Annotated in this window: 11 protein-coding genes; 4 read left to right on the top strand and 7 right to left on the bottom strand. The window is 71.0% G+C overall.

Features of this window, described 5'->3' with window-relative positions; translation table 11 throughout:
- Nucleotides 1-19: 19 nt before the first annotated feature.
- A complete protein-coding gene (locus ACSLTV_RS05090) occupies nt 20-736 on the top strand; it encodes a TetR/AcrR family transcriptional regulator (RefSeq protein WP_432135682.1) in 717 nt (238 codons plus the stop codon).
- Nucleotides 737-743: 7 nt separating this feature from the next.
- On the opposite strand, the gene ACSLTV_RS05085 is transcribed toward ACSLTV_RS05090, so the two are convergent.
- The gene (locus ACSLTV_RS05085; RefSeq protein ID WP_432135683.1) at nt 744-1097 is read right to left on the bottom strand and encodes a 5-carboxymethyl-2-hydroxymuconate Delta-isomerase; all 354 of its coding nucleotides are present in this window, start codon (nt 1095-1097) and stop codon (nt 744-746) included.
- Nucleotides 1098-1131: 34 nt separating this feature from the next.
- Nucleotides 1132-6522 (bottom strand): pullulanase-type alpha-1,6-glucosidase, encoded by a 5391-nt coding sequence (pulA, locus tag ACSLTV_RS05080; RefSeq protein ID WP_435611693.1) that lies wholly within the window; start codon nt 6520-6522, stop codon nt 1132-1134.
- Between the two features lie 212 nt (nt 6523-6734).
- On the opposite strand from pulA, the gene ACSLTV_RS05075 reads away from it, so the two are divergent.
- Complete coding sequence (locus ACSLTV_RS05075; RefSeq protein WP_432135685.1) at nt 6735-8801, top strand: carbohydrate-binding module family 20 domain-containing protein; 2067 nt, start codon at nt 6735-6737, stop codon at nt 8799-8801.
- Nucleotides 8802-9105: 304 nt separating this feature from the next.
- On the opposite strand, the gene ACSLTV_RS05070 is transcribed toward ACSLTV_RS05075, so the two are convergent.
- From ACSLTV_RS05070 to ACSLTV_RS05055, 4 genes are all read right to left on the bottom strand, one after another.
- The gene (locus ACSLTV_RS05070; RefSeq protein ID WP_432155810.1) at nt 9106-10782 is read right to left on the bottom strand and encodes a glycoside hydrolase family 13 protein; all 1677 of its coding nucleotides are present in this window, start codon (nt 10780-10782) and stop codon (nt 9106-9108) included.
- A gap of 164 nt (nt 10783-10946) precedes the next feature.
- Entirely contained in the window at nt 10947-11858 is a 912-nt protein-coding gene (locus ACSLTV_RS05065) for a sugar ABC transporter permease (protein WP_435611692.1), read from the bottom strand.
- Nucleotides 11859-11871: 13 nt separating this feature from the next.
- Entirely contained in the window at nt 11872-12876 is a 1005-nt protein-coding gene (locus ACSLTV_RS05060) for a carbohydrate ABC transporter permease (protein WP_432135687.1), read from the bottom strand.
- A 118-nt stretch (nt 12877-12994) separates the two neighbouring features.
- Entirely contained in the window at nt 12995-14275 is a 1281-nt protein-coding gene (locus ACSLTV_RS05055; RefSeq protein ID WP_432135688.1) for an extracellular solute-binding protein, read from the bottom strand.
- Nucleotides 14276-14784: 509 nt separating this feature from the next.
- Between ACSLTV_RS05055 and ACSLTV_RS05050 the strand changes: the two genes are divergently transcribed.
- Nucleotides 14785-15819 (top strand): LacI family DNA-binding transcriptional regulator, encoded by a 1035-nt coding sequence (locus ACSLTV_RS05050; RefSeq protein ID WP_432135689.1) that lies wholly within the window; start codon nt 14785-14787, stop codon nt 15817-15819.
- A gap of 132 nt (nt 15820-15951) precedes the next feature.
- Complete coding sequence (locus ACSLTV_RS05045; protein WP_432135690.1) at nt 15952-16812, top strand: phosphatase PAP2 family protein; 861 nt, start codon at nt 15952-15954, stop codon at nt 16810-16812.
- Nucleotides 16813-17053: 241 nt separating this feature from the next.
- Here ACSLTV_RS05045 and ACSLTV_RS05040 read toward each other — a convergent pair whose 3' ends face one another.
- Entirely contained in the window at nt 17054-20062 is a 3009-nt protein-coding gene (locus ACSLTV_RS05040) for a bifunctional [glutamine synthetase] adenylyltransferase/[glutamine synthetase]-adenylyl-L-tyrosine phosphorylase (RefSeq protein WP_432135691.1), read from the bottom strand.
- Nucleotides 20063-20189: the final 127 nt, after the last annotated feature.

Genomic DNA, 20189 nt, shown 5'->3' with positions numbered 1-20189 from the left:
CGATCGGTAAGGTGTTCGCATGAGTACCGGGGTTCGCCGCAGAATGGGCGTCGAGGAGCGGCGGCAGCAGTTGATCGGCGTCGCGCTCGAACTGTTCGCCCGCCGTTCCCCGGACGAGGTCTCCATCGACGAGATAGCGACGGCCGCGGGCATCTCGCGGCCGCTGGTCTACCACTACTTCCCCGGCAAACTCAGTCTGTACGAGGCCGCGCTGAAGCGCGCGGCGGACGACCTGGCGAGCCGGTTCGTCGAACCGCACGAGGGCCCGCTCGGCGCCCGGCTGCTGCGGGTGGTGCGGCGCTACTTCGACTTCGTCGACGACCACGGGCCCGGCTTCGCCGCCCTCATGCGCGGCGGCCCGGCGGTGCCCGCCGACGGCGTCGGCACCCGGGAGCACGTCTCCACCACCAACGCGCTCATCGACTCCGTGCGGCAGCGGGCCTACGAGCAGATCCTGGCGCACCTGGGGATCGGCGACCCGCCGGCCCGGCTGGAACTGGTGGTGCGTTCCTGGATCTCGCTCGCCGAGTCCACGGCGCTGCTCTGGCTGGACGGGCGTCGCATCCCGCGCGGGGAGCTGGAACTGCAGCTGGTGCACGACTTCGCCGCACTCGCGGCGGTGAGCGCGGCCTATGACGACCGGACGCGCGACCTGCTGCGCCCGGCCCTGAAGAACGAGCCGGGTGACGGTCCCTTCGGGGACCTGGTCACCCGGCTCGTCGCTCTGGCGTCCTAGGACGGCTTCAGATCTCCGCCTTCCGGTAGGAGGGGTCGAGGTCGCGGACCTCGGCCGACAGGTGGAGCCGCACGCCGTCCGCCGGTTCGAGGTGCTTGCGCAGCACCTCCAGCACGGCCTCCGTGAGCCTGCCCTTGGTCTCGTCGCTCCGGCCGGCGAGCAGGGCGAGCGTGACGTTCACGATGGCGTGCCCGTCGGCTTCCTCCCCGACGGCCTCGTCCTCGGTGCGCAGGACCCGGGTCTTGCACGCCTCGATCCGTGCGGCAGCCGTCCCGACGACCACCGGGTGCAGCGCGAGCGCGACCTGCTCCCAGTCGACGTGGTCGAGACGCCCGGACCGTTCGATGGTGATCTGCGGCATGAGAACTCCTGTTCCTGCGCTGACGGCGACGGGATCACCCTAGTTGCCGGAACACCGCCACCGTTCGGGCCGGAACCGTGAAGGTGCCGGTGGTCCGCTCGTACGCCGCCCGCTTCACGGTGGCGTCCGCGCCCGCAGCCTGCACCGGGTGCAGCCGGTAGGCCGAGCCGGCGAGCGCGGTGACGGTCTGCCGCTGGGCGTCCGGCGTCGCGTTGAACACGACGACCAGATCACCGAGGCGCATGGTGATCACGCCGGGCGTCTCCTGCGGGCCGGACAGCGGGAAGGACAGCTGCGACTGCACCCGCTCGGCGGTGCCGAGGGAGAACGCCCTCTCCGTCGTACGGATCCGCAGCAGGTCCCGGTACGCCGCCGAGGCGCCGTCGATCTGCGCGCAGCCGACGCCGACCGTGGACAGCAGCGGCTTGGCGTACGGCCACTTGGACTCGTTGTCGGCCGCCATCGGCAGGCCCCGGCCGAAGCCGTTGCCGGCGGCGCAGTTCCAGTGGATGGCGTTGAACCAGTCACCGCTGTCGTAGGAGTTGCGGTCCAGGGACTTGGAGCGCAGCAGGTCGGTGCCGGCCTGGGACAGGGACGGGCCCTGCGAGAGGGTGGCCGTCGCCATGGCGAGGACCTGCATCCGGCCCCGGTCGGCCGCGCTCGTGGTGGCGGGCAGCTTGTAGGTCAGCGCGTCGAACAGCGACTCGTTGTCGTGTGCGTCGGCGTAGGCGAGGGCGTCGCCGGGGGCCGCCGCGTATCCGGCGGGCGCGCCGTTGTAGTCGACGTCGGAGCCCCTGACCTGCTTGCCGCTGGTGTCGGTGAAGCGGTAGCCGGCGAGGTTGCCGGACAGCCCGACCTTGATCAGGTCCTGGTAGTGCAGCAGGCGGGCCTTCTGCTCGGCGGGCGTGCCGTTGTGGGTGGAGGAGTTGGGGTCGGTGTAGAGCCCGGAGGCGAAGCCCTGGACGCCGGGGTCCTCGTCGAAGGGGCCACCGCCGCGCACCGCGTCGCGGGCCCGGTCGGAGAAGGTGGCGATGCCGGTGCCGGCCATGTTCTTCTGGGTGGCCTGCACGAAGCGCGCGTCGTCGGCGACCTCGCCGAAGTTCCAGCCCTCGCCGTACAGGATGATCTTCTTGCCGTCGACGCCGTCCTTCGCGACCGTCAGCGCGTCCAGGGCCTTGCGGACGGCGAGGATGTTGGCCTTCGGGTGGTGGCCCATGAGGTCGAAGCGGAAGCCGTCGACCTTGTACTCCTTGGCCCAGGTGACGACCGAGTCGACGACCAGCTTGCCCATCATGGCGTTCTCGGTGGCGGTGTTGGCGCAGCAGGTGCTGTTCGCGACCGAGCCGTCGGCGAGGAGCCGCTGGTAGTAGCCGGGGACGACCTTGTCGAGGACGCTGGTGCCGGCCTGCCCGGCGGCCGCCGTGTGGTTGTAGACGACGTCCATCACGACGCGCAGGCCGTCCTCGTTGAGCGCCTGCACCATCTTGCGGAACTCGACGTTGCGGGCGGTGCCGTCCGGGTCGGTGGCGTAGGAGCCCTCGGGGACCGTGTAGTGGTACGGGTCGTAGCCCCAGTTGAAGGCGTCCTTCGCGGCGATCGCCGCCACGCACTCCTGCTGCTCGGCGGAGTCGGCCGGCAGGGCGGCCAGGTCGCAGTCGGGGGTCGCCTGGTCGGCCTTCCTCTCGGGGATGGTGGCGATGTCGAACGCCGGCAGCAGGTGCACGTAGGAGGTGCCGGACCGCGCCAGCTCGCGCAGGTGCTTCGAGCCGTCGCTGTCCTTGTCCGCGAAGGCCAGGTAGGTGCCGGGGTGCGCCGCCGTCGGGTCGGCGACGGAGAAGTCGCGGATGTGCAGCTCCTGGATCTGGGCGTCCTTCAGCGGCACCGCCTTCGGCTTGGTGTACGTCGACCAGCCGCGGGGCGCGAGGGCCCGGTCGTGCAGGTCGACGATCAGGCTGCGCTCGGAGTCGGCGGTGAGGGCGAGGGAGTAGGGGTCGGTGACCTTGTTGGTGACGACCTTGCGGACGCTGGGCGCCCACACCTTGACGACGTACCGGTAGGGCTTGTTCTTCCAGGACCGGTGTCCGGTGACCGACCAGACGCCGGTGGTGTCGTTCCGCTTCATGGCGACGGTCCTGCCGTCCAGGTCGAGCGCGACCGACTGGGCGGTGGGGGCCCAGACGGCCAGGGTGGGCCGGCCCTTGCCGAACGTGGGGCCGAGCCTGGCCGCCGTGGCGTCGTACAGGTCGTCGAGGACGCCGGCGATCTGCACGCCGGTCGCGCTGAGCACCGCCCCGTTCACGGCCCGCTGGGAGGCGACGACCTGGCCGCGCAGGGCCGCGCGGACCCGGTCGCGGTCGCGCGGGTCGACCGACCAGGCGGTGTAGTCCTTCAGGTGCGGGAACCTCGCCTTCTGGGCGTCGGTGAGGGCGGTGCGCGTCAGGCGCAGCCACTTCTGGTCGGCGCCGGTCAGGGTGCCGTTCTCCACGGTGATCGAGCCGGTGCGGGAGTAGACCAGCTGGGTGGAGGCGGCCGCCTCGGAGCCGTTCCAGGCGAGGGTGTCCCGGTCGATCCACACCGCCTTGGAGGTGGTCAGGTCGAGCGCCGCCGCGCTGCCGGCGGGCTGCGGCAGCAGGTACTCCTCCTGGCCGCTCAACAGCCACACCTCGTGCCCGTCGGCGGTGAGGTCCAGTGACTGGTCGGCCGGGAGATCCTTCTCGTCGCCCTTGTGGATGATGTAGCTGAGGCTGGTGGCACCCTCGGTGAGCGGCACCTCGAAGACCGCGCCATAGGCATCAGTCTTCACCGGCTCGAGGGGGTTCGACCACTCGGTGGGCCGCGCGGCCCCGGTCCAGGTGTGCAGGCCCCAGCCGTCGTAGTCGCCGCCGGCGCGGTGGTAGTGCAGGACGGCCTTGGTGGTGTCCTGGGCCGGGTGGTCGGGCCGCTCGGTGAGGACGTCGGCCTTGCCCTGCTCGATCCACACCTCGCCCGTCCGGGTGACGTCGATGGCGCGGTCGGCGGAGACGTCCTTCGTGCCGTCCTTGTCGATGACCAGGAAGCCGACGTTGGACGCGCCCGGCTTCAGCTTGACGTAGGCGAAGGCGCCGTAGGCGTCCCGGCCGGCGAAGGGGTGGCTGTCCGGCCAGTCGGTGGCCTCGCCGTCGGCGAGGTCGCCCCAGGCGTACAGGCCCCAGTTCGCGTAGTCGCCGTCGGCGCGCTTGTAGTGGACGACCGCGTGGTCGCGGGAGGAGGCGGTGGGGATCTCCTCGGCGGGCGGGGCGCCCGTGGTGGAGGCGGCGGTGGCGCTCGCCCGGTGGCGGGCGGAGTCGACGACGACGGCCTTGTAGCGCAGGGCGGTCCCGGCGGGCACGTCCTCGCCGATGACCTGGGTGACCTTGTACGGGGCGTGGTCGGCGGAGCCGAGGACGCGCCACGGGCCGTTGCCGGTCTGGGCGGCGAAGACGACCCGGTCGAGCTGCCCCCCGTCGACGTCCGCGCTCAGCTCGACGGTGCCGGTGGCGCCGGCGGCCGGCGCGTGGAGGGTGATCGTGGGCGCGGTGGCCGGTGCGGCGAGCCGGCCGGCCGCCTTGAGGACGATCGCGGAGCCCGCCGGGACGGTGACCGTGATCCTGCGGTCGGCGTCGGAGGTGACCTTCGCGGTGGTGCCGTAGATGCCCTGGAAGGCCATGCCGGCCGAGCCGGTCGCGAAGGTCGCCGTCCTCGCCTCGCCGGCGTTGTTGAACGCGACGACGTACTCGGTGGTGTCCGTGCCGGTGCGGGAGAAGGCGTAGACGCCGGGCCCGTCGGCCGCGTAGCGCTCGGTCTGGACGCCGTCGGTGAGCGCCGGGTTGGCCTTGCGCAGCGCGGCGAGTTCGGCGATCCGCCGGTACAGCGGGGCGGTGGTGTCGTAGGCGTCGCTCGCGTGGGTGCGGTCGGTGCCGATCTGGTCGTCGTCGAGGTAGTCGGCGGTGCGGGAGGCGAACAGGGTCTGGCGGGCGTCCTTGTCACCGCCGTTGCCGGTGAATCCCTGCTCGTCGCCGTAGTAGACGACCGGGTTGCCGCGACTGAGGAACATCAGCTCGTTGGCGAAGCGGTCCTTGGCGAGCAGTTCGGCGTCGGTGGCGTCCGGGTTGTCCTGCTTCAGGAACGTCCCGAAGCGGCCCATGTCGTGGTTGCCGAGGAAGGTGACCTGCTCGTAGGCGTTGGCCTTGTCGGTCGTGTACTTGTAGTCGTCGCCGAAGACGGCGGCCAGCTTCTTCGCGCTGCCGCCCTGGGAGGCGTACTGCCGGGCCGCTTCCTGGAAGGGGAAGTCGAGGGTGGCGTCGAGGCGGCCCTGGGTGACGTACGGCGAGGTGACGGAGGTGTCGGCGGAGTAGACCTCGCCGAACATGAAGAAGTCGTCCCGGCCCCGCTTCGCCGCGTAGGCGTCGAGGGCGGTGGCCCACTGGGTCCAGAACTCCATGTTGACGTGCTTGACCGTGTCGATGCGGAAACCGTCCACGGCGAAGTCGCGCACCCAGCGCTCGTAGATCTTCTCCATGCCGTGGACGACCTCGGGACGCTCGGTCCACAGGTCGTCGAGCCCGGAGAAGTCGCCGTACGTGGTGGACTCACCGGCGTACGTCGAGTCGCCCCGGTTGTGGTACATCGTCGGGTCGTTGAGCCAGGCCGGGACCTTGCTGCGGCTGGTGGCCTTCGGCGTGCGGGGGAAGGAGCCGGCGTCGACCTCGGGGAAGCGGCGGGTGCCGTCGGCGTAGTCCGCGTCGTCGAACGGCCGTCCGTCCTCGGTCAGGTAGGGGAAGGCGCCCTTGGCGAGGTAGCCGTAGGACTTCTCCTCGTAGTCGACGACGTCGGCGGTGTGGTTGGTGATGACGTCGAAGTAGACCTTCATGCCCTTGGCGTGCGCCTTGGAGATGAGGTTCTTGAGGTCGCGGTTGGTGCCGAAGTGCGGGTCGACCTGGGTGAAGTCGGTGATCCAGTAACCGTGGTAACCGGCGGAGGCGTTGCTGCCGGTGCCCTGGACGGGCTGGTTCTTGAAGATGGGGGCCATCCAGATGGCGGTGGTGCCCAGGCCCTTGATGTAGTCGAGCCGCTGGGTCAGGCCCTTGAGGTCGCCGCCCTGGTAGAAGCCCTTGTCGGTGGGGTCGTATCCGGTGGTCAGCCGTGAACCGGTGAGTCCGCCCCTGTCGTTGGCGGTGTCGCCGTTGGCGAAGCGGTCCGGGAGGACGAAGTAGAACTGCTCGCGGGTGGCGTCGTGCCGGGCGGGCGCCGAGGCGAGTCTCGCGTCCGAGGGCGGCGGGGGCGGTGTCTGCGCCTGTGCGGCCAGTGGCTGCACCAGGGCGCTCGCCAGGGTGGCCGCGGTGACCGCCGCGACTCGTCCGACCTGCCGTATTCGGCGCCGCGGGGGCGCCGGCCATCTGGGTGTCACAGGCGTGAACTCCTTGCGATTGCGGCTCGATCGGGGCCCCGGAGGGCCCCACGGGTCCGACCCCGCGCGACCGTATCGCTAACGAAAGCTTTACAGCAAGACTGTTGAAACACACAGCAAGAACTTTCAACAAGAGTCTTGACGTTGCTTGATCAACCACCGCACTCTCACCATGCGTCAGCTACCTCCCCACCCCACATCCGGAGCCGCACATGCAGAACACCCCCCGACCGCCGGGCCTGTTGCGCCGGGCCGCGACCACCGCCGCCGCCGGCGCGCTGGCGCTGGCCGGCGCCCTCGCCCTGCCCGCCACGCCCGCCCAGGCGGACCCCACCGCCTCCGGCGACGTCATCGCCAACCTCTGGTCCTACAACTGGACGTCGGTCGCCGCCGAGTGCACGGACGTGCTCGGCCCGAACGGCTACGGCGCGGTGTGGGTCGCCCCGCCCTCCGAGTCGCTCAAGCAGGCGAACCACTACTGGTGGGACCTCTACCAGCCGTACTCCTACCAGCTCAGCGGTCGCCTCGGGACGGCGGCGCAGTTCGCCGACATGGTGTCCACCTGCCATGCGGCAGGGGTGAAGGTCTACACGGACGCGGTGATCAACCACACCGCGGCCCAGACCGGCACCGGCTATGCCGGCACGACGATCGGGAACAAGTACGACACCCCGGACTGGGACCCCGGCGACTACCACACCTCCGCCGAGTGCAACGACTCGGACCTGATCATCGACGACTGGGCGAACCTCTCCGAGGTGCAGAACTGCGAACTCCTCGGTCTGCCCGACCTGAAGACCGAGAGCGACCACGTCCGCTCGGGCATCGCCGCCTACCTCAACCAGCAGATCGCCCTCGGCGTTGACGGGTTCCGCATCGACGCCGCCAAGCACATGCCGGTCGCCGACCTCAACGCGATCTGGGCCAAGCTGGACGACACCACCTCGGGTGCGCAGCCGTACATCTTCCAGGAGGTCTACCCGGGCGCGACCCCGGCCGCCTCGGACTACTACGCCTCGGGTGACGTCCTCGACTTCACCTACGCGAGCAAGCTGAAGTCGGCCTTCCAGGGCAACATCGGCGACCTGCAGTCCCTGCCCTCGTCCGGGGTGCTCGACCCGGCCGGCTCGGTGTCCTTCGTGACCAACCACGACACCGAGCGCAACGGCATGCACCTGAGCTACAAGGACGGCGACACCTACCGGCTCGCCAACGTCTTCCAGCTCGCCTACAAGTGGTCGACGCCGACGGTCTACTCCGGCTTCGAGTTCTCCTCCTCGGACCAGGCCCCGCCGAACTCCGGCGGCTTCGTCAGCGACACGAACTGCTCGTCCGGCTGGTACTGCCTGCAGCGCGACCCGGCCATCACCGGCATGGTGAAGTGGCACAACGCGGTCGGCTCCGAGGCGGTGGCCAACTGGTCGACGAAGTCCTCGGACGTCATCGGCTTCGGCCGCGGCACGGCCGGCTACATCGCCATCAACAACGGCTCGACGGCGGCCACCCACACCTTCGCGACCGGCATGGCCGACGGCACGTACGCGAACGTCGTCGACAACGGCGCGACGACGGTGACGGTGACGGGCGGCAACGCGACGCTGACCATCCCCGCGAAGGGAGCGGTCGCCTTCTACGATGGCGAGTTCACCCCCTGCACGACCTGCGGGGGCGGTGGCGACCCCGTCTCCACGGTGACCGCCACCTTCAACGAGTACGCCCCGACCTCCGCCGGCCAGGACGTCTACGTGGTCGGCTCCCTGCCCGCCCTCGGCGGCTGGGACCCCGCCAAGGCGGTCAAGCTGTCGTCCGCCGGCTACCCGGTCTGGTCGGGCGCGGTGAACGTGCCGGTGGGCACCTCCTTCAGCTTCAAGTACGTCAAGAAGGACAGCGCGGGCAACGTGACCTGGGAGTCCGACCCCAACCGGTCCGCGACGGCCGGCACCTCGGCCCTGACCCTGAACAACTCCTGGAACCTCGCGGACACCGACGCGACCGACCTCACCTTCAACGTCGACGCCACCACCACCTGGGGCACCGGCGTCTACGTCGTCGGCTCCCTCCCCTCCCTGGGTTCCTGGAACCCGGCGAACGCGATCCCGCTGTCGTCCGCGTCCTACCCGACGTGGAGCAAGGCGGTGATCGTCCCCGGGAGCACGGCCTTCGAGTACAAGTACGTCAAGAAGGACAGCTCCGGGAACGTGACGTGGGAGTCGGGCACCAACCGCTCGTACACGACGGGCACGGCGACCGGCTACACGGCCGCGGACACCTGGAAGTAGCCCTCCGCCCAGGCCCCCGTCGAGTCCTCCACCGCTGATCGGCCCAGGACCCCGGCCCCACCCGGCCGGGGTCTTCGGGCTTGCCGGGTTCGGGAGTCGCCTGCGCGGTCTTCCCGACAGCGCGTGGAGCGACGTGACGCCCGTCGGGAGCACCCCGTCGTGACCGTCCGCCCCGGCGGTACGCGGGGCCGTCCGCCCCGGCGTCCGAGGCCGGCTGCGGGTTCCGTGCGCCGGGTGCGGGGGTGCACACGGCAGATGCCCGCCCCTCCGTGACGGAGGGGCGGGCATCGTCAGGGGCGGAGTGTCAGGCGGTGGTCCACCAGGCCGTCGTGTCGGCCGGGATCTTCGCCTCGCCGTCGGACTCGGCCACCTCGCCGCTGGTGAGGAGGAGACGGCCGTGGACGGGGACGCTGACGGACTCGGCGGTGGTGTTGGTGACGCAGACGAACTCGCCCCGGCGGAAGGCGAGGACGCCCTCGGGGGCCTTGAGCCACTCGACGCGGTCGCCGGTGCCGAGGTCGGCCTGGGCGCGGCGGACGGCCAGTGCCGAACGGTAGAGCTCCAGGGTGGAGTCGGGGTCGCCGGTCTGCGCCTCGACGCTGAGGCCGGCCCACTCGGCGGGCTGCGGCAGCCAGCTGCCGCCGGAGCCGAAGCCGTACGAGGAGCCCTCGCGGGTCCAGGGGATCGGCACCCGGCAGCCGTCGCGGAAGCCGTCCTGGCCGGCGCCGCGGAAGTACGCGGGGTCCTGGCGGACCTCGTCGGGCAGGTCGACGACGTCGGGCAGGCCCAGCTCCTCGCCCTGGTAGACGTAGGCGGAGCCGGGGAGAGCCAGCATCAGCAGGGTGGCGGCCCGGGCGCGGCGCAGGCCGAGTGCGCGGTCGCCGGCGGTGCGGATCTGGGTGCCGAGGCCGGGCGGGTTGGCGAAGCGGGTGGCGTGGCGGGTGACGTCGTGGTTGGACAGCACCCAGGTCGCGGGGGCGCCCACCGGGCGCATCGCCTCCAGGGTGCGGTCGATGACGGTCCGCAGCTGCTCCGCGTCCCAGTCCGTGGACAGGTACTGGAAGTTGAACGCCTGGTGGAGTTCGTCGGGGCGGACGTAGTTGGCGGTGCGCTCGACGGTCGGGGTCCAGGCCTCGGCGACGAAGATGCGTTCGCCGGCGTACTCGTCGAGGACCAGCCGCCACTCGCGGTAGATGTCGTGCACGCCGTCCTGGTCGAAGAACGGCATGACATCGTTGCCCAGCAGCTTGAGCTGGTCGTGGGCGCCGAGGTCGGGCAGTCCGGCCGCCTTCACCAGGCCGTGGGCGACGTCGATGCGGAAGCCGTCGACGCCCATGTCGAGCCAGAAGCGCAGGATGGAGCGGAACTCGTCGCCGACCGCCGGGTGCTCCCAGTTGAAGTCGGGCTGCTCGGGGGCGAAGAGGTGGAGGTACCACTCGCCGTCGGGGACCCGCGTCCAGGCCGGGCCGCCGAAGATGGACTCCCAGTCGTTCGGCGGGAGTTCGCCGTTCTCGCCCTTGCCGGGGCGGAAGTGGTAGCGGTCCCGCAGCGGGGAGCCCGGGCCGTCGGCCACCGCGCGCTTGAACCACTCGTGCTGGTCGGAGGAGTGGTTGGGCACCAGGTCGACGATGACGCGCAGGTTCAGCTCGTGGGCGTCGCGGATCAGGGCGTCGGCATCGAGGAGGTTGCCGAACATCGGGTCCACGGCGCGGTAGTCGGCGACGTCGTAGCCGGCGTCGGCCTGCGGGGAGGCGTAGAAGGGGCTGAGCCACACGGCGTCCACACCGAGGTCGCGCAGGTAGGGCAGGCGGGAGCGCACGCCTTCCAGGTCGCCCATGCCGTCGCCGTTGCTGTCGGCGAAGCTGCGCGGATAGACCTGGTAGATCACCGCGTCCCGCCACCAGTCGCGGCGCTTGGTGACGGCGGTGCCGGGGGCCGGGTCGGTGACGGCGTCGGTGGCGACAGTCTGCTGCTGGCTCATGGCGTCCTTGGCGTCCTTGATGAATAACGGAGTCATGGGTTCGGTCGGGTCGGCGGCGGGTGACGAGGCGGCCGCGGGTCAGCGGGGTCGGATGGACACCGCGGCCGCCACCCGCGCGGCGAACTGCGCGGGAACCTGCTCACCCGGGGGTCGGGCGAAGGGCGTCAGCCCTTCGTTCCGCCCGCGGTGAGGCCCGTCACCAGGTTCTTCTGCACGAGGTAGAAGAACGCGGAGACGGGTATCGCGATCAGCACCGCGGTGGCGGCCATCAGGTTGCGCTGGGCGTCGTGTTCGCTGACGAAGCTCTGCAGGCCGACGGCGAAGGTGTACTTGGTGTCGTCGAGCATGAACGTCGAGGCGAAGGCGACCTCGCCGAAGGCGGTGATGAAGTTGTAGAAGGCGGCGACCGCCAGGCCGGGCCGGGCGAGCGGCAGGATCAGCCGGATGAACGTCCCGAACGGCGAGAGTCCGTCGACCCGGCCGGCCTCGTCGATCTCGAAGGGGATGGTGTCGAAGTACCCCTTGAGCAGCCAGGCGCTGTAGGGCACGGCCGTCGAGCAGTAGACGAGGATCAGGCCGAGGTAGTTGTTGATCAGCTGCAGGTCGGACAGGATCTGGTACATCGGCACGATCAGCACGGCGATCGGGAACATCTGGGTCACCAGCAGCACCCACATCAGCTTCCGGTAGCCGGGGAAGCGCATGCGGGAGACGGCGTAGCCGGTGGTGGCCGCGACGAAGACGCCGATGACCGTGGTGCCGAGCGAGACGATCAGCGAACTCTTCATCCACTCGAAGAAGTTCGTGTGCTGCAGGACGAACGAGTAGTTGTCGAACGTCATCTTGTCCCAGATGCGGCCCGGGTGCAGGTAGTCGTCCTTGTCCGGCCCGAGGGAGAGGAAGACCAGCCAGGCGACCGGGAACAGCGCGATGACGGCGGCGGCGCTGAGGATGCCGTGGGAGGCGAGGGAGGCCAGCGGGCCGCGCTCGCCGCGGCCGCGGACCTTGCCCGCCCGGGCCGACGCGGTGGGGCGCTCGGTCGCCGGGGCGGAGTTCTCGACGGTGGTGGTGCTCATGATGACTCCTGCCTCAGATCGCGAGCTGCTGCTCGTTGCGGTTCAGCCAGCGGCGGTAGAACGAGGTGAACACGACGAGGACGGCCAGCAGCAGCATGCCGTAGGCGGCCGACTCGGCGAAGGCACGCGGCTGCTGTCCGAAGCCGAGGTAGTACGCCCAGGTGACGAGGATCTGCGCGTCGGGGGCGGTGGTGCCGAACAGCAGGAAGATCACGGCGAACTGGTTGAAGGTCCAGATGATGCCGAGCAGCACGACGGTGGAGCTGACCGAGCGCAGGCCCGGCAGGGTGACGTAGCGGAACCGCTGCCAGGCGGTGGCGCCGTCCATCTCGGCGGCCTCGTAGAGCGAGGAGTCGATGGACTGAAGGCCGCCGAGCAGCGAGATCATCATGAACGGCACACCGCACCAGGTGTTGACCATGATCGCGGAGAACCGCTGCCAGAAGGTGTCCTCCAGCCAGGCCGGAGTGGGCAGGTGCAGCGCGTCGAGACCGATGTTGATGATGCCGCCGTCGGCGAGCATGAAGCGCCAGCCGAAGACGGTGACGAACGTCGGGACGGCCCACGGCAGGATGAGGATCAGCCGGTAGAAGGTGCGGCCGCGCAGCTTCTGGTTCAGCAGCAGCGCGAGGCCGAGGCCGATGGAGTAGTGCAGGGCGACGCAGGCGGCCGTCCAGAAGATCGTCCAGATGAAGTGCGACCAGAAGCGGTCGTAGGCGGTGGGGCCCCACAGGATGTCGGCGTAGTTGTCGAGGCCGATGAACTGGTAGGTGGCGTCGATGTGGTTGGCGCCGATCGTGCGCGCGGTGTTGAGGCTGGTGGCGTCGGTCAGGGTGAGGTAGAAGCCGTACACCAGGGGATAGATGACGAGGACGCCGAGGACGACCACCACCGGGGCGATCATCGCGTAGGCGTACCAGTTCTTCTGGTAGCTGCGCTTCAGGCGCTGCCCCAGCCCGGGCCGGGGTGCGCGATCACCGTGGCGCTTGCCCGTGGCGCGGTCGATGGCGACTGTCATGTTCGACACCTTCTGAAAAGAGCGATGACCTGCTGGAAGATCGGTGGGTACGGCGCACAGGCCGGTGGCCGCCGGATCCCTCCCCCCCTGGTCACGGGGATCCGGCGGCCACACGGGCTCACTTGCTGAAGTCCGGCACCAGCTTGGTGATGGCGAGTTCAGCGTTGCTCAGGCCCTTGTCCAGGGGCTCCTTGCCACTGGCGATCTTGGGCAGCTCGGTGTCCAGCGGGCCCCACAGGGAGCTGTACTCCGGCAGCGCGGGGCGCGGCTGGGCGGAGGCGAGGACGGCGCCGTAGCCGGCGATGCCCGGGTCGGCCTTGACCTCGTCGGTGTAGGCGTCGTCACGGGTGGGCAGCGTGGAGTTCTTCAGCGCGATGGCCGACTGGGACTTCGCGCTGGTCATGAACTTGATGAACTTCAGCGCGGCCTGCTGGTGGGCCTTGTCGGAGCCGGCGTAGACCGAGAGGTTGTGGCCGCCGGTCGGGGCGCCCGCCTTGCCGGTGGAGCCGGCCGGGACGGTGGCGATGCCGAGGTTGGCCTTGTCCGCGAAGGCCGAGCCCTTGTAGAAGTTGGTGATCTCCCAGGGGCCCTGGATGATCGCGGCGACCTTGCCGTTGACGAACGCGTCCTGGATGTGGGCGTAGGCGTCGGCGGTGGTGTCGGCCTTGTGCAGGCCCTTGCCGTCGAACAGGCTCAGCCAGGTGCCGTACGCCTTCTTCGCGGCCGGCGAGTTCACGGTGATCTTCTTGGCGTCGGCGTCGACCGTGTCGGTGCCCTCGCCGTAGAGGAAGGGCTGGGCGTAGTAGCCGGCGGTGGCGGAGCCCCAGTAGCCGTCGACGCCGGTCTTGTCCTTGATGGTGGCGGCGGCCTTCTTCAGGTCGTCCCACGTCTTGGGGGCCTCGGTGATGCCGGCCTTCGCGAAGAGGGCCTTGTTGTAGACCAGGGCGAGCGTGTCGGTGACCAGCGGCACGCCGTAGGTCTTGCCTTCGTACTTCGCCTGCTCCAGCAGGTTGGACTTGAACTTGTCCTGCTCGGCGAGGGCCTCGGTGCCGTCCAGCGGCAGGAAGTAGCCCTTCTTCGCGAACGCCGGGGTCCAGCCGACCTCGGAGCGCAGCACGTCCGGGGCGCCGGAGGCGCCGGCGGCGGTGTCGAACTTGTTCTGCGCCTGGTCGAAGGGCACGTTGACGTACTTGACCTTGACGTCCTTGTTGGCCGCCTCGAATTCCTTGATCAGGGCCTGGTACGTCGGCGCCTCGTTCGTGGCGTTCGAGGTGTCCCACCAGGTGATGGTGACCGGCCCGCTCTTCGAGTCGCTGCCGCTGTCGTCCCCGCCGCCGCAGGCCGTCGCCGCGAGGGCGAGGGATGCCACCAGCGCGGTGGCCGCTATGCCACGCCGCATGAGTTCTCCTTGAGGGTGAAAGCCCGTCTGGCTGCAGGGAGCGGTCGTCCACCGTCCCTGCCGACTTCGCCGACTGCGCCGCTGGGGGTGCCCCCGCGTCATGGGACGTGGAGGAGGCCGTCGGGCGACGTGAACGTAACAGCGATGTAAGCGTTGCGAAAGACCTTGCAGAAAAAAAGTGCAAGAGATCTCTGAAGTTATTCGGGCGTGACCTCGACCAGACCGATCCGAGATCGAGCCATGCCTCTTTATGAGGACCGGTTACGCCCCGGTTTCACGCTGCGCGGCACCCCGGGCACGGGTTGTGCAAGACTCTGAAAGCTCTTGCCATCTGTTTGCAGTGAGGGGACCATCGCCGCAGAGGTCCCTTGCAGGAGCAGGAGCCCAGACGCCGACAACACTCACAAGGGAGCGCGATGACGCAGCAGCCCGCACCGGGCCGCCCCCCACTTCGCACCAGGCGTCCGATCGGTGTGCAAGGCGAGACCCGGCCGGTACAGTCGAACCCCGTGACCACACGGCTTGCCGATATCGCTGCGCAGGCGGGGGTGAGCGAAGCGACCGTCAGCCGGGTCCTCAACGGGAAGCCGGGCGTCGCCGCCACCACCCGCCAGTCCGTGCTCGCCGCACTCGACGTGCTCGGCTACGAGCGTCCGGTGCGGCTCAGACAGCGCAGCGCGGGTCTGGTCGGGCTGATAACCCCCGAACTGGAGAACCCGATATTCCCGGCCCTGGCCCAGGTCATCGGCCAGGCGCTGACCCGCCAGGGCTACACGCCCGTCCTCGCCACCCAGACCCCGGGCGGCTCCACCGAGGACGAACTCACCGAGATGCTGGTCGACCGGGGCGTCTCGGGGATCATCTACGTGTCCGGCCTGCACGCGGACACCACCGCCGACACCCAGCGCTACGAGCAGCTGCGCGGCCAGGGGGTGCCGTTCGTCCTCGTCGACGGCTTCTCCCCCAAGGTGCAGGCGCCGTTCATCTCCCCCGACGACCGCGCGGCGATGCAACTGGCGGTCACGCACCTGGCGTCGCTCGGCCACATCCGGATCGGGCTGGCGCTCGGCCCGAAGCGGTTCGTGCCGGTGCAGCGCAAGATCGAGGGGTTCGTCCGCGCGATGCAGGACCAGGTGGGACTGGATCCCGAGACGATCGAGACGGAGCTGGTCCAGCACTCCCTGTACACCCTGGAGGGCGGCCAGGCGGCGGCCACCGCCCTGATCGACCGCGACTGCACGGCCGTGGTGTGCGCCAGCGACATGATGGCCCTCGGCGCCATACGAGCGGCCCGGCAGCGGGGGCTCGCGGTGCCGCAGGACGTCTCGGTGGTCGGCTTCGACGACTCCCCGCTGATCGCGTTCACCGACCCGCCGCTGACCACGGTCCGCAAGCCGGTGCCCGCGATGGGGCAGGCCGCGGTGCGCACGCTGCTCGAGGAGATCGGCGGGACGCCCGCGCCGCACAGCGAGTTCGTGTTCATGCCGGAGCTGGTGGTGCGCGGTTCGACGGCGTCGGCCCCCGGGGGCCGGCATCGTCCCTGAGACGGAGGGATGGCCGGTTCCCCGCCGTGCGCGCGGAGGATCCGGTCACATCCGACCGCGGTAGGACGTGCACGCGCAACCCGACCGGAGGATGATCGGAGGAGAAGGGCTTTTCTGGCAGACTCTGGATTCATGGGTGATTTGCCGGTGACGTCACTGGAAGGCCGCGAAGAGGCCGTTCCGCCCCGCGTCACGGCCGAAGCGACGAATGCGCCGTCACGACGGATTCGCGCCCCCCGTCGGCCCCGGCTGTGGTTCGAGATCCTGCTGATCGCCGTGAGTTACTGGACGTACTCGCTGGTGCGCAACGCGGTACCGGAGCAGCGCGGCGAGGCGCTGCGCAACGCGGACTGGATCTGGCGGGTGGAGCACCAACTCGGCCTGGCCTTCGAGCAGTCGGTCAACCACGCCGTGGGTTCGGTGACTTGGCTGATCGTGGTCATGAACTACTACTACGCGACCCTGCATTTCGTGGTGACGCTCGGTGTCCTGGTGTGGCTGTTCCGCAGTCACCCCGGCCGCTACGCGGCGACCCGGCTGGTGCTGTTCGTGACCACCGCCACGGCCCTGGTCGGTTACTACGTGTATCCGCTCGCCCCGCCCCGGTTGATGCCCGGCGGGCACTTCGTCGACACGGTGCTGGCCCATCAGACCTGGGGCTCGCTGGCCTCCGGTGACCTGAAGGACATGTCGAACCAGTACGCGGCGATGCCGTCCATGCACATCGGCTGGGCGCTGTGGTGCGGGCTGACTATCTTCGCGCTGGCCCGCGCGCCGTGGGTCCGGGTGCTCGGCGTGCTCTACCCCGCCCTGACCCTGGTGGTCATCGTCGCCACCGCCAACCACTTCTGGCTGGACGCGGTGGGCGGCGTCCTCTGCCTCGCCTTCGGCTTCCTGGTGGCCGGGCTCTGGTACGGCACCCTGCCGTACGCCCTGCCGCGCGTGCTACCGCCCCGGGGCTCCGAGGGACGGCTGCTGCCGACCAAGGCATAGCCGGGGCGGGTGGGCGACGGCGGTGGCCTGGCCGTCCCTCCGGACCGCGCCCCTGGAGACGCCACGGGCACGCGGTCCGGTCCCGGCGGGCAGCGACGCCGACGACCTCTCTGGCCGGTGCCTGGACACCGGCGACCTCTCTGCCCGGTGCCTGGACACACCTACGGCACTCCCGCCCGCCGGCCACCCGCCTCGGCCCCGACCCCACCGGCACCGCCGGCCGCCGCGGGGCGCAGAGCCGTCACGCGCCGTAGAACAGTTCGTCCACGACCCCCCGCGCCCGCCGCGCCGTACGGCGGTACGCGTCGAGCAGCTCCCCCACGTGCCCGGGCCCGTAGCCCAGGTACCGGCCCACGGCGGCGAGCTCCCGGCTCTCGGAGGGGAACGTGTCGCCGGCCCGCCCGCGCACCAGCATCACCGCGTTGCGCACCCGTGTCGCCAGCACCCACGCCTCGTCGAGGATCTCCGCGCTCTCGGCGTCGATGAGGCCGGCCGCTCGCGCCGCCGCGAGGGCGTCCCGGGTGCGGGTGGTGCGCAGCCCGGGCTCGGCCCAGCCGTGCCGCAGCTGCAGCAACTGCACGGTCCACTCGACGTCGGACAGCCCGCCCGGCCCCAGCTTGGTGTGCAGCTTGGGGTCGGCGCCACGCGGCATCCGCTCGGCCTCCATGCGGGCCTTGAGCCGCCGGATCTCGCGCACGGCCTCGTCGCCGAGCCCCCGCTCCGGGTAGCGCAGCGGGTCGATCAGCTCGACGAAGCGGCGGCCCAGCTCCTCGTCGCCGGCGACCGGTTCGGCCCGCAGCAGCGCCTGCGACTCCCAGACCAGCGACCAGCGGTGGTAGTAGGCCCCGTACGACTTCAGGGTCCGCACCATCGGGCCCGACTTGCCCTCGGGGCGCAGGTCGGCGTCGATCAGCAGGGGCGGGTCGGCGCTGGGGATCTGCAGCAGCCGGCGCATCTCGGCGACGACCCGGTTCGCGGCCTGGGCGGCCTCCCGCTCGTCCACGCCGTCGCGCGGCTCGTGGACGAACAGGACGTCGGCGTCGGAGCCGTAGCCCAGTTCGTGGCCGCCGAAGCGTCCCATGCCGATGACCGCGAACCGGGTGGGCAGGGTCTCCCCCCAGCCGTCCCTGACCACTGCCCGCAGGGTGCCCGCCAAGGTGGCCGCGGTGAGGTCGGAGACGGCGGCGCCGACCCGGTCGACCAGGGCTCCCTGGTCGGGCTCGGCGGGGCGGGCCTCGGTGCCGTAGGAGCTGACGATGTCCCCGGCGGCCGTGCGGAACAGCTCCCGGCGGCGCACCCCGCGTACCGCGGTGACGGCCTGTTCGGCGGTGCCGGCGCGGCCGACGCCGGCGAGCATCTCCTGCTCCAGGTGCGCGCGCCCGCGCGGCTGGAGGCCGCCGCCCTCGGTTCCGCCGTCGCCGTCGCCGAGCAGGGCCACCGCCTCCGGGGCGCGCATCAGCAGGTCGGGGGCGAGGCGGCCGGCCGACAGCACCCGGGCCAGGTTCTCGGCGGCGGCCCCCTCGTCCCGCAGCAGCCGCAGGTACCACGGGGTCTTGCCCAGCGCGTCCGACACCTTGCGGAAGTTGAGCAGCCCGGCGTCGGGGTCCGCGGAGTCGGCGAACCAGCCCAGCAGGACGGGCAGGAGCGTGCGCTGGATGGCGGCCTTGCGGGTGACTCCGGAGGCGAGCGCCTCCAGGTGGCGCAGGGCGGCGGCGGGGTCGGCGTAGCCGAGGGCGACGAGTCGTTCGCGGGCCGCCTCGGGCCGCAGCCGGGCCTCGCCGGGGGCGAGCTGGGCGACGGCGTCGAGCAGCGGCCGGTAGAACAGCTTCTCGTGCAGCCGGCGTACGACGGCGGCGTGCCGCTTCCACTCGCGGTTGAGGTCCGCGACCGGGTCGGCGCGCAGGCCGAGGGAGCGGCCGAGACGCCGCTGGTCGGTCTCGTCCTCGGGGACGAGGTGGGTGCGGCGCAGCCGGTAGAGCTGGATGCGGTGCTCCATGGAGCGCAGGAAGCGGTACGCCTCGTCGAGCCGGGCGGCGTCGTCGCGGCCGACGTAGCCGCCGGCGGCGAGGGCCTTCAGCGCGTTCAGGGTGGTGCCGCTGCGCAGCGAGGGGTCGGTGCGGCCGTGCACCAGCTGCAGCAGCTGGACGGCGAACTCGACGTCGCGCAGTCCGCCGGGGCCGAGCTTCAGCTCGCGGTCGACCTCGGCGACGGGGATGTTCTCGACGACCCGGCGGCGCATCTTCTGCACGTCGGTGACGAAGTTCTCGCGCTCGGCCGCCTGCCACACCAGGGGTTCCAGGGCGGCGATGTACTCCTCGCCGAGCGCCGGGTCGCCGGCCACCGGGCGGGCCTTCAGCAGCGCCTGGAACTCCCAGGTCTTGGCCCAGCGCTGGTAGTAGGCGAGGTGGCTGCTGAGGGTGCGCACCAGCGGGCCGTTCCGGCCCTCGGGCCGCAGGTTGGCGTCCACCGGCCAGATGGAGCCCTCCACGGTCGTCTCGGAGCAGATCCGCATCATGTGGGAGGCGAGCTTGGTCGCGGCGCGCAGCGCCTTGCCCTCGTCGGCGCCCTCGGCCGGCTCGCCGACGAAGATGACGTCGACGTCCGAGACGTAGTTCAGCTCATGGCCGCCGCACTTGCCCATCGCGATCACCGAGAGCCGGCACAGCGCGGCGTCGTCGGGTGCGGCGGCCCGGGCGAGGGCCAGGGCGGCGCGCAGGGTGGCCGTGGCGAGGTCGGCCAGCTCGGCCGCGCACTGGGCGACGTCCGTGGTGCCGCACACGTCCCGGGCGGCGATGGCCAGCAGGCAGCGCCGGTAGGCGACGCGCAGGCCGACCGGATCGCCGGCCTCGGCGAGACCGGCCTCGAACTCTTCCACGCCGGGGTGCAGGTCGCTCGGCTCGTACTGGACGAGGGCGTGCCAGTCGCGGGGGTGCCGGGCGAGGTGGTCGGCGAGGGCGGCGGAGGCGCCGAGCACGCCGAGCAGCCGGTCGCGCAGCGGCTTGGCCGACGTCAGGGTGTCCAGCAGCTCACGGCGGGCGGTGGGTCCGGGCTGCGCCTCCAGCAGCCGTACCAGGCCGTGCAGGGCGAGGTCCGGGTCGGCGGTCGCGCCGAGCGCGTCGAGCAGGACCGGGTCGTCGCGCACCGGGGCCAGCTCGACGCTGTCGAGGAGACGCTCCGCGGCGGAGGGGTCGGTGAAGCCGTGCCGCAGCAGCCGTGTGAAGGTACTGCTCCTGCGCCCCGGCACCGTCATCTGCGGGCTCCCCTCGGATCAAGGTCGTACGGAGTCGAGCCTAGCCGCAGAGTCCGCGGGAGGCTCCGGGGAGTTCTCGGTGGCGCCGAGGGGGCCCGCGGACGAGGAGGGGCGGCCCGCTCGGGCC

The organism is Streptomyces sp. bgisy159 (assembly GCF_965341775.1).
In the GTDB taxonomy this organism is placed as follows: Bacteria; Actinomycetota; Actinomycetes; order Streptomycetales; family Streptomycetaceae; genus Streptomyces.
Note: the sequence above shows the minus strand (reverse complement) of the source record. Positions and strands in the feature narration are given on the sequence as shown.

Excerpts from the sequence above, each read along its gene's own strand:
- ACSLTV_RS05085 (WP_432135683.1), bottom strand. The coding sequence starts at position 1,097 with ATGCCGCAGATCACCATCGAACGGTCCGGGCGTCTCGACCACGTCGAC.
- ACSLTV_RS05065 (WP_435611692.1), bottom strand. The coding sequence starts at position 11,858 with ATGAGCACCACCACCGTCGAGAACTCCGCCCCGGCGACCGAGCGCCCC.
- ACSLTV_RS05045 (WP_432135690.1), top strand. The coding sequence starts at position 15,952 with ATGGGTGATTTGCCGGTGACGTCACTGGAAGGCCGCGAAGAGGCCGTT.
- ACSLTV_RS05090 (WP_432135682.1), top strand. The coding sequence starts at position 20 with ATGAGTACCGGGGTTCGCCGCAGAATGGGCGTCGAGGAGCGGCGGCAG.
- ACSLTV_RS05070 (WP_432155810.1), bottom strand. The coding sequence starts at position 10,782 with ATGAGCCAGCAGCAGACTGTCGCCACCGACGCCGTCACCGACCCGGCC.
- ACSLTV_RS05060 (WP_432135687.1), bottom strand. The coding sequence starts at position 12,876 with ATGACAGTCGCCATCGACCGCGCCACGGGCAAGCGCCACGGTGATCGC.
- ACSLTV_RS05040 (WP_432135691.1), bottom strand. The coding sequence starts at position 20,062 with ATGACGGTGCCGGGGCGCAGGAGCAGTACCTTCACACGGCTGCTGCGG.
- ACSLTV_RS05055 (WP_432135688.1), bottom strand. The coding sequence starts at position 14,275 with ATGCGGCGTGGCATAGCGGCCACCGCGCTGGTGGCATCCCTCGCCCTC.
- ACSLTV_RS05075 (WP_432135685.1), top strand. The coding sequence starts at position 6,735 with ATGCAGAACACCCCCCGACCGCCGGGCCTGTTGCGCCGGGCCGCGACC.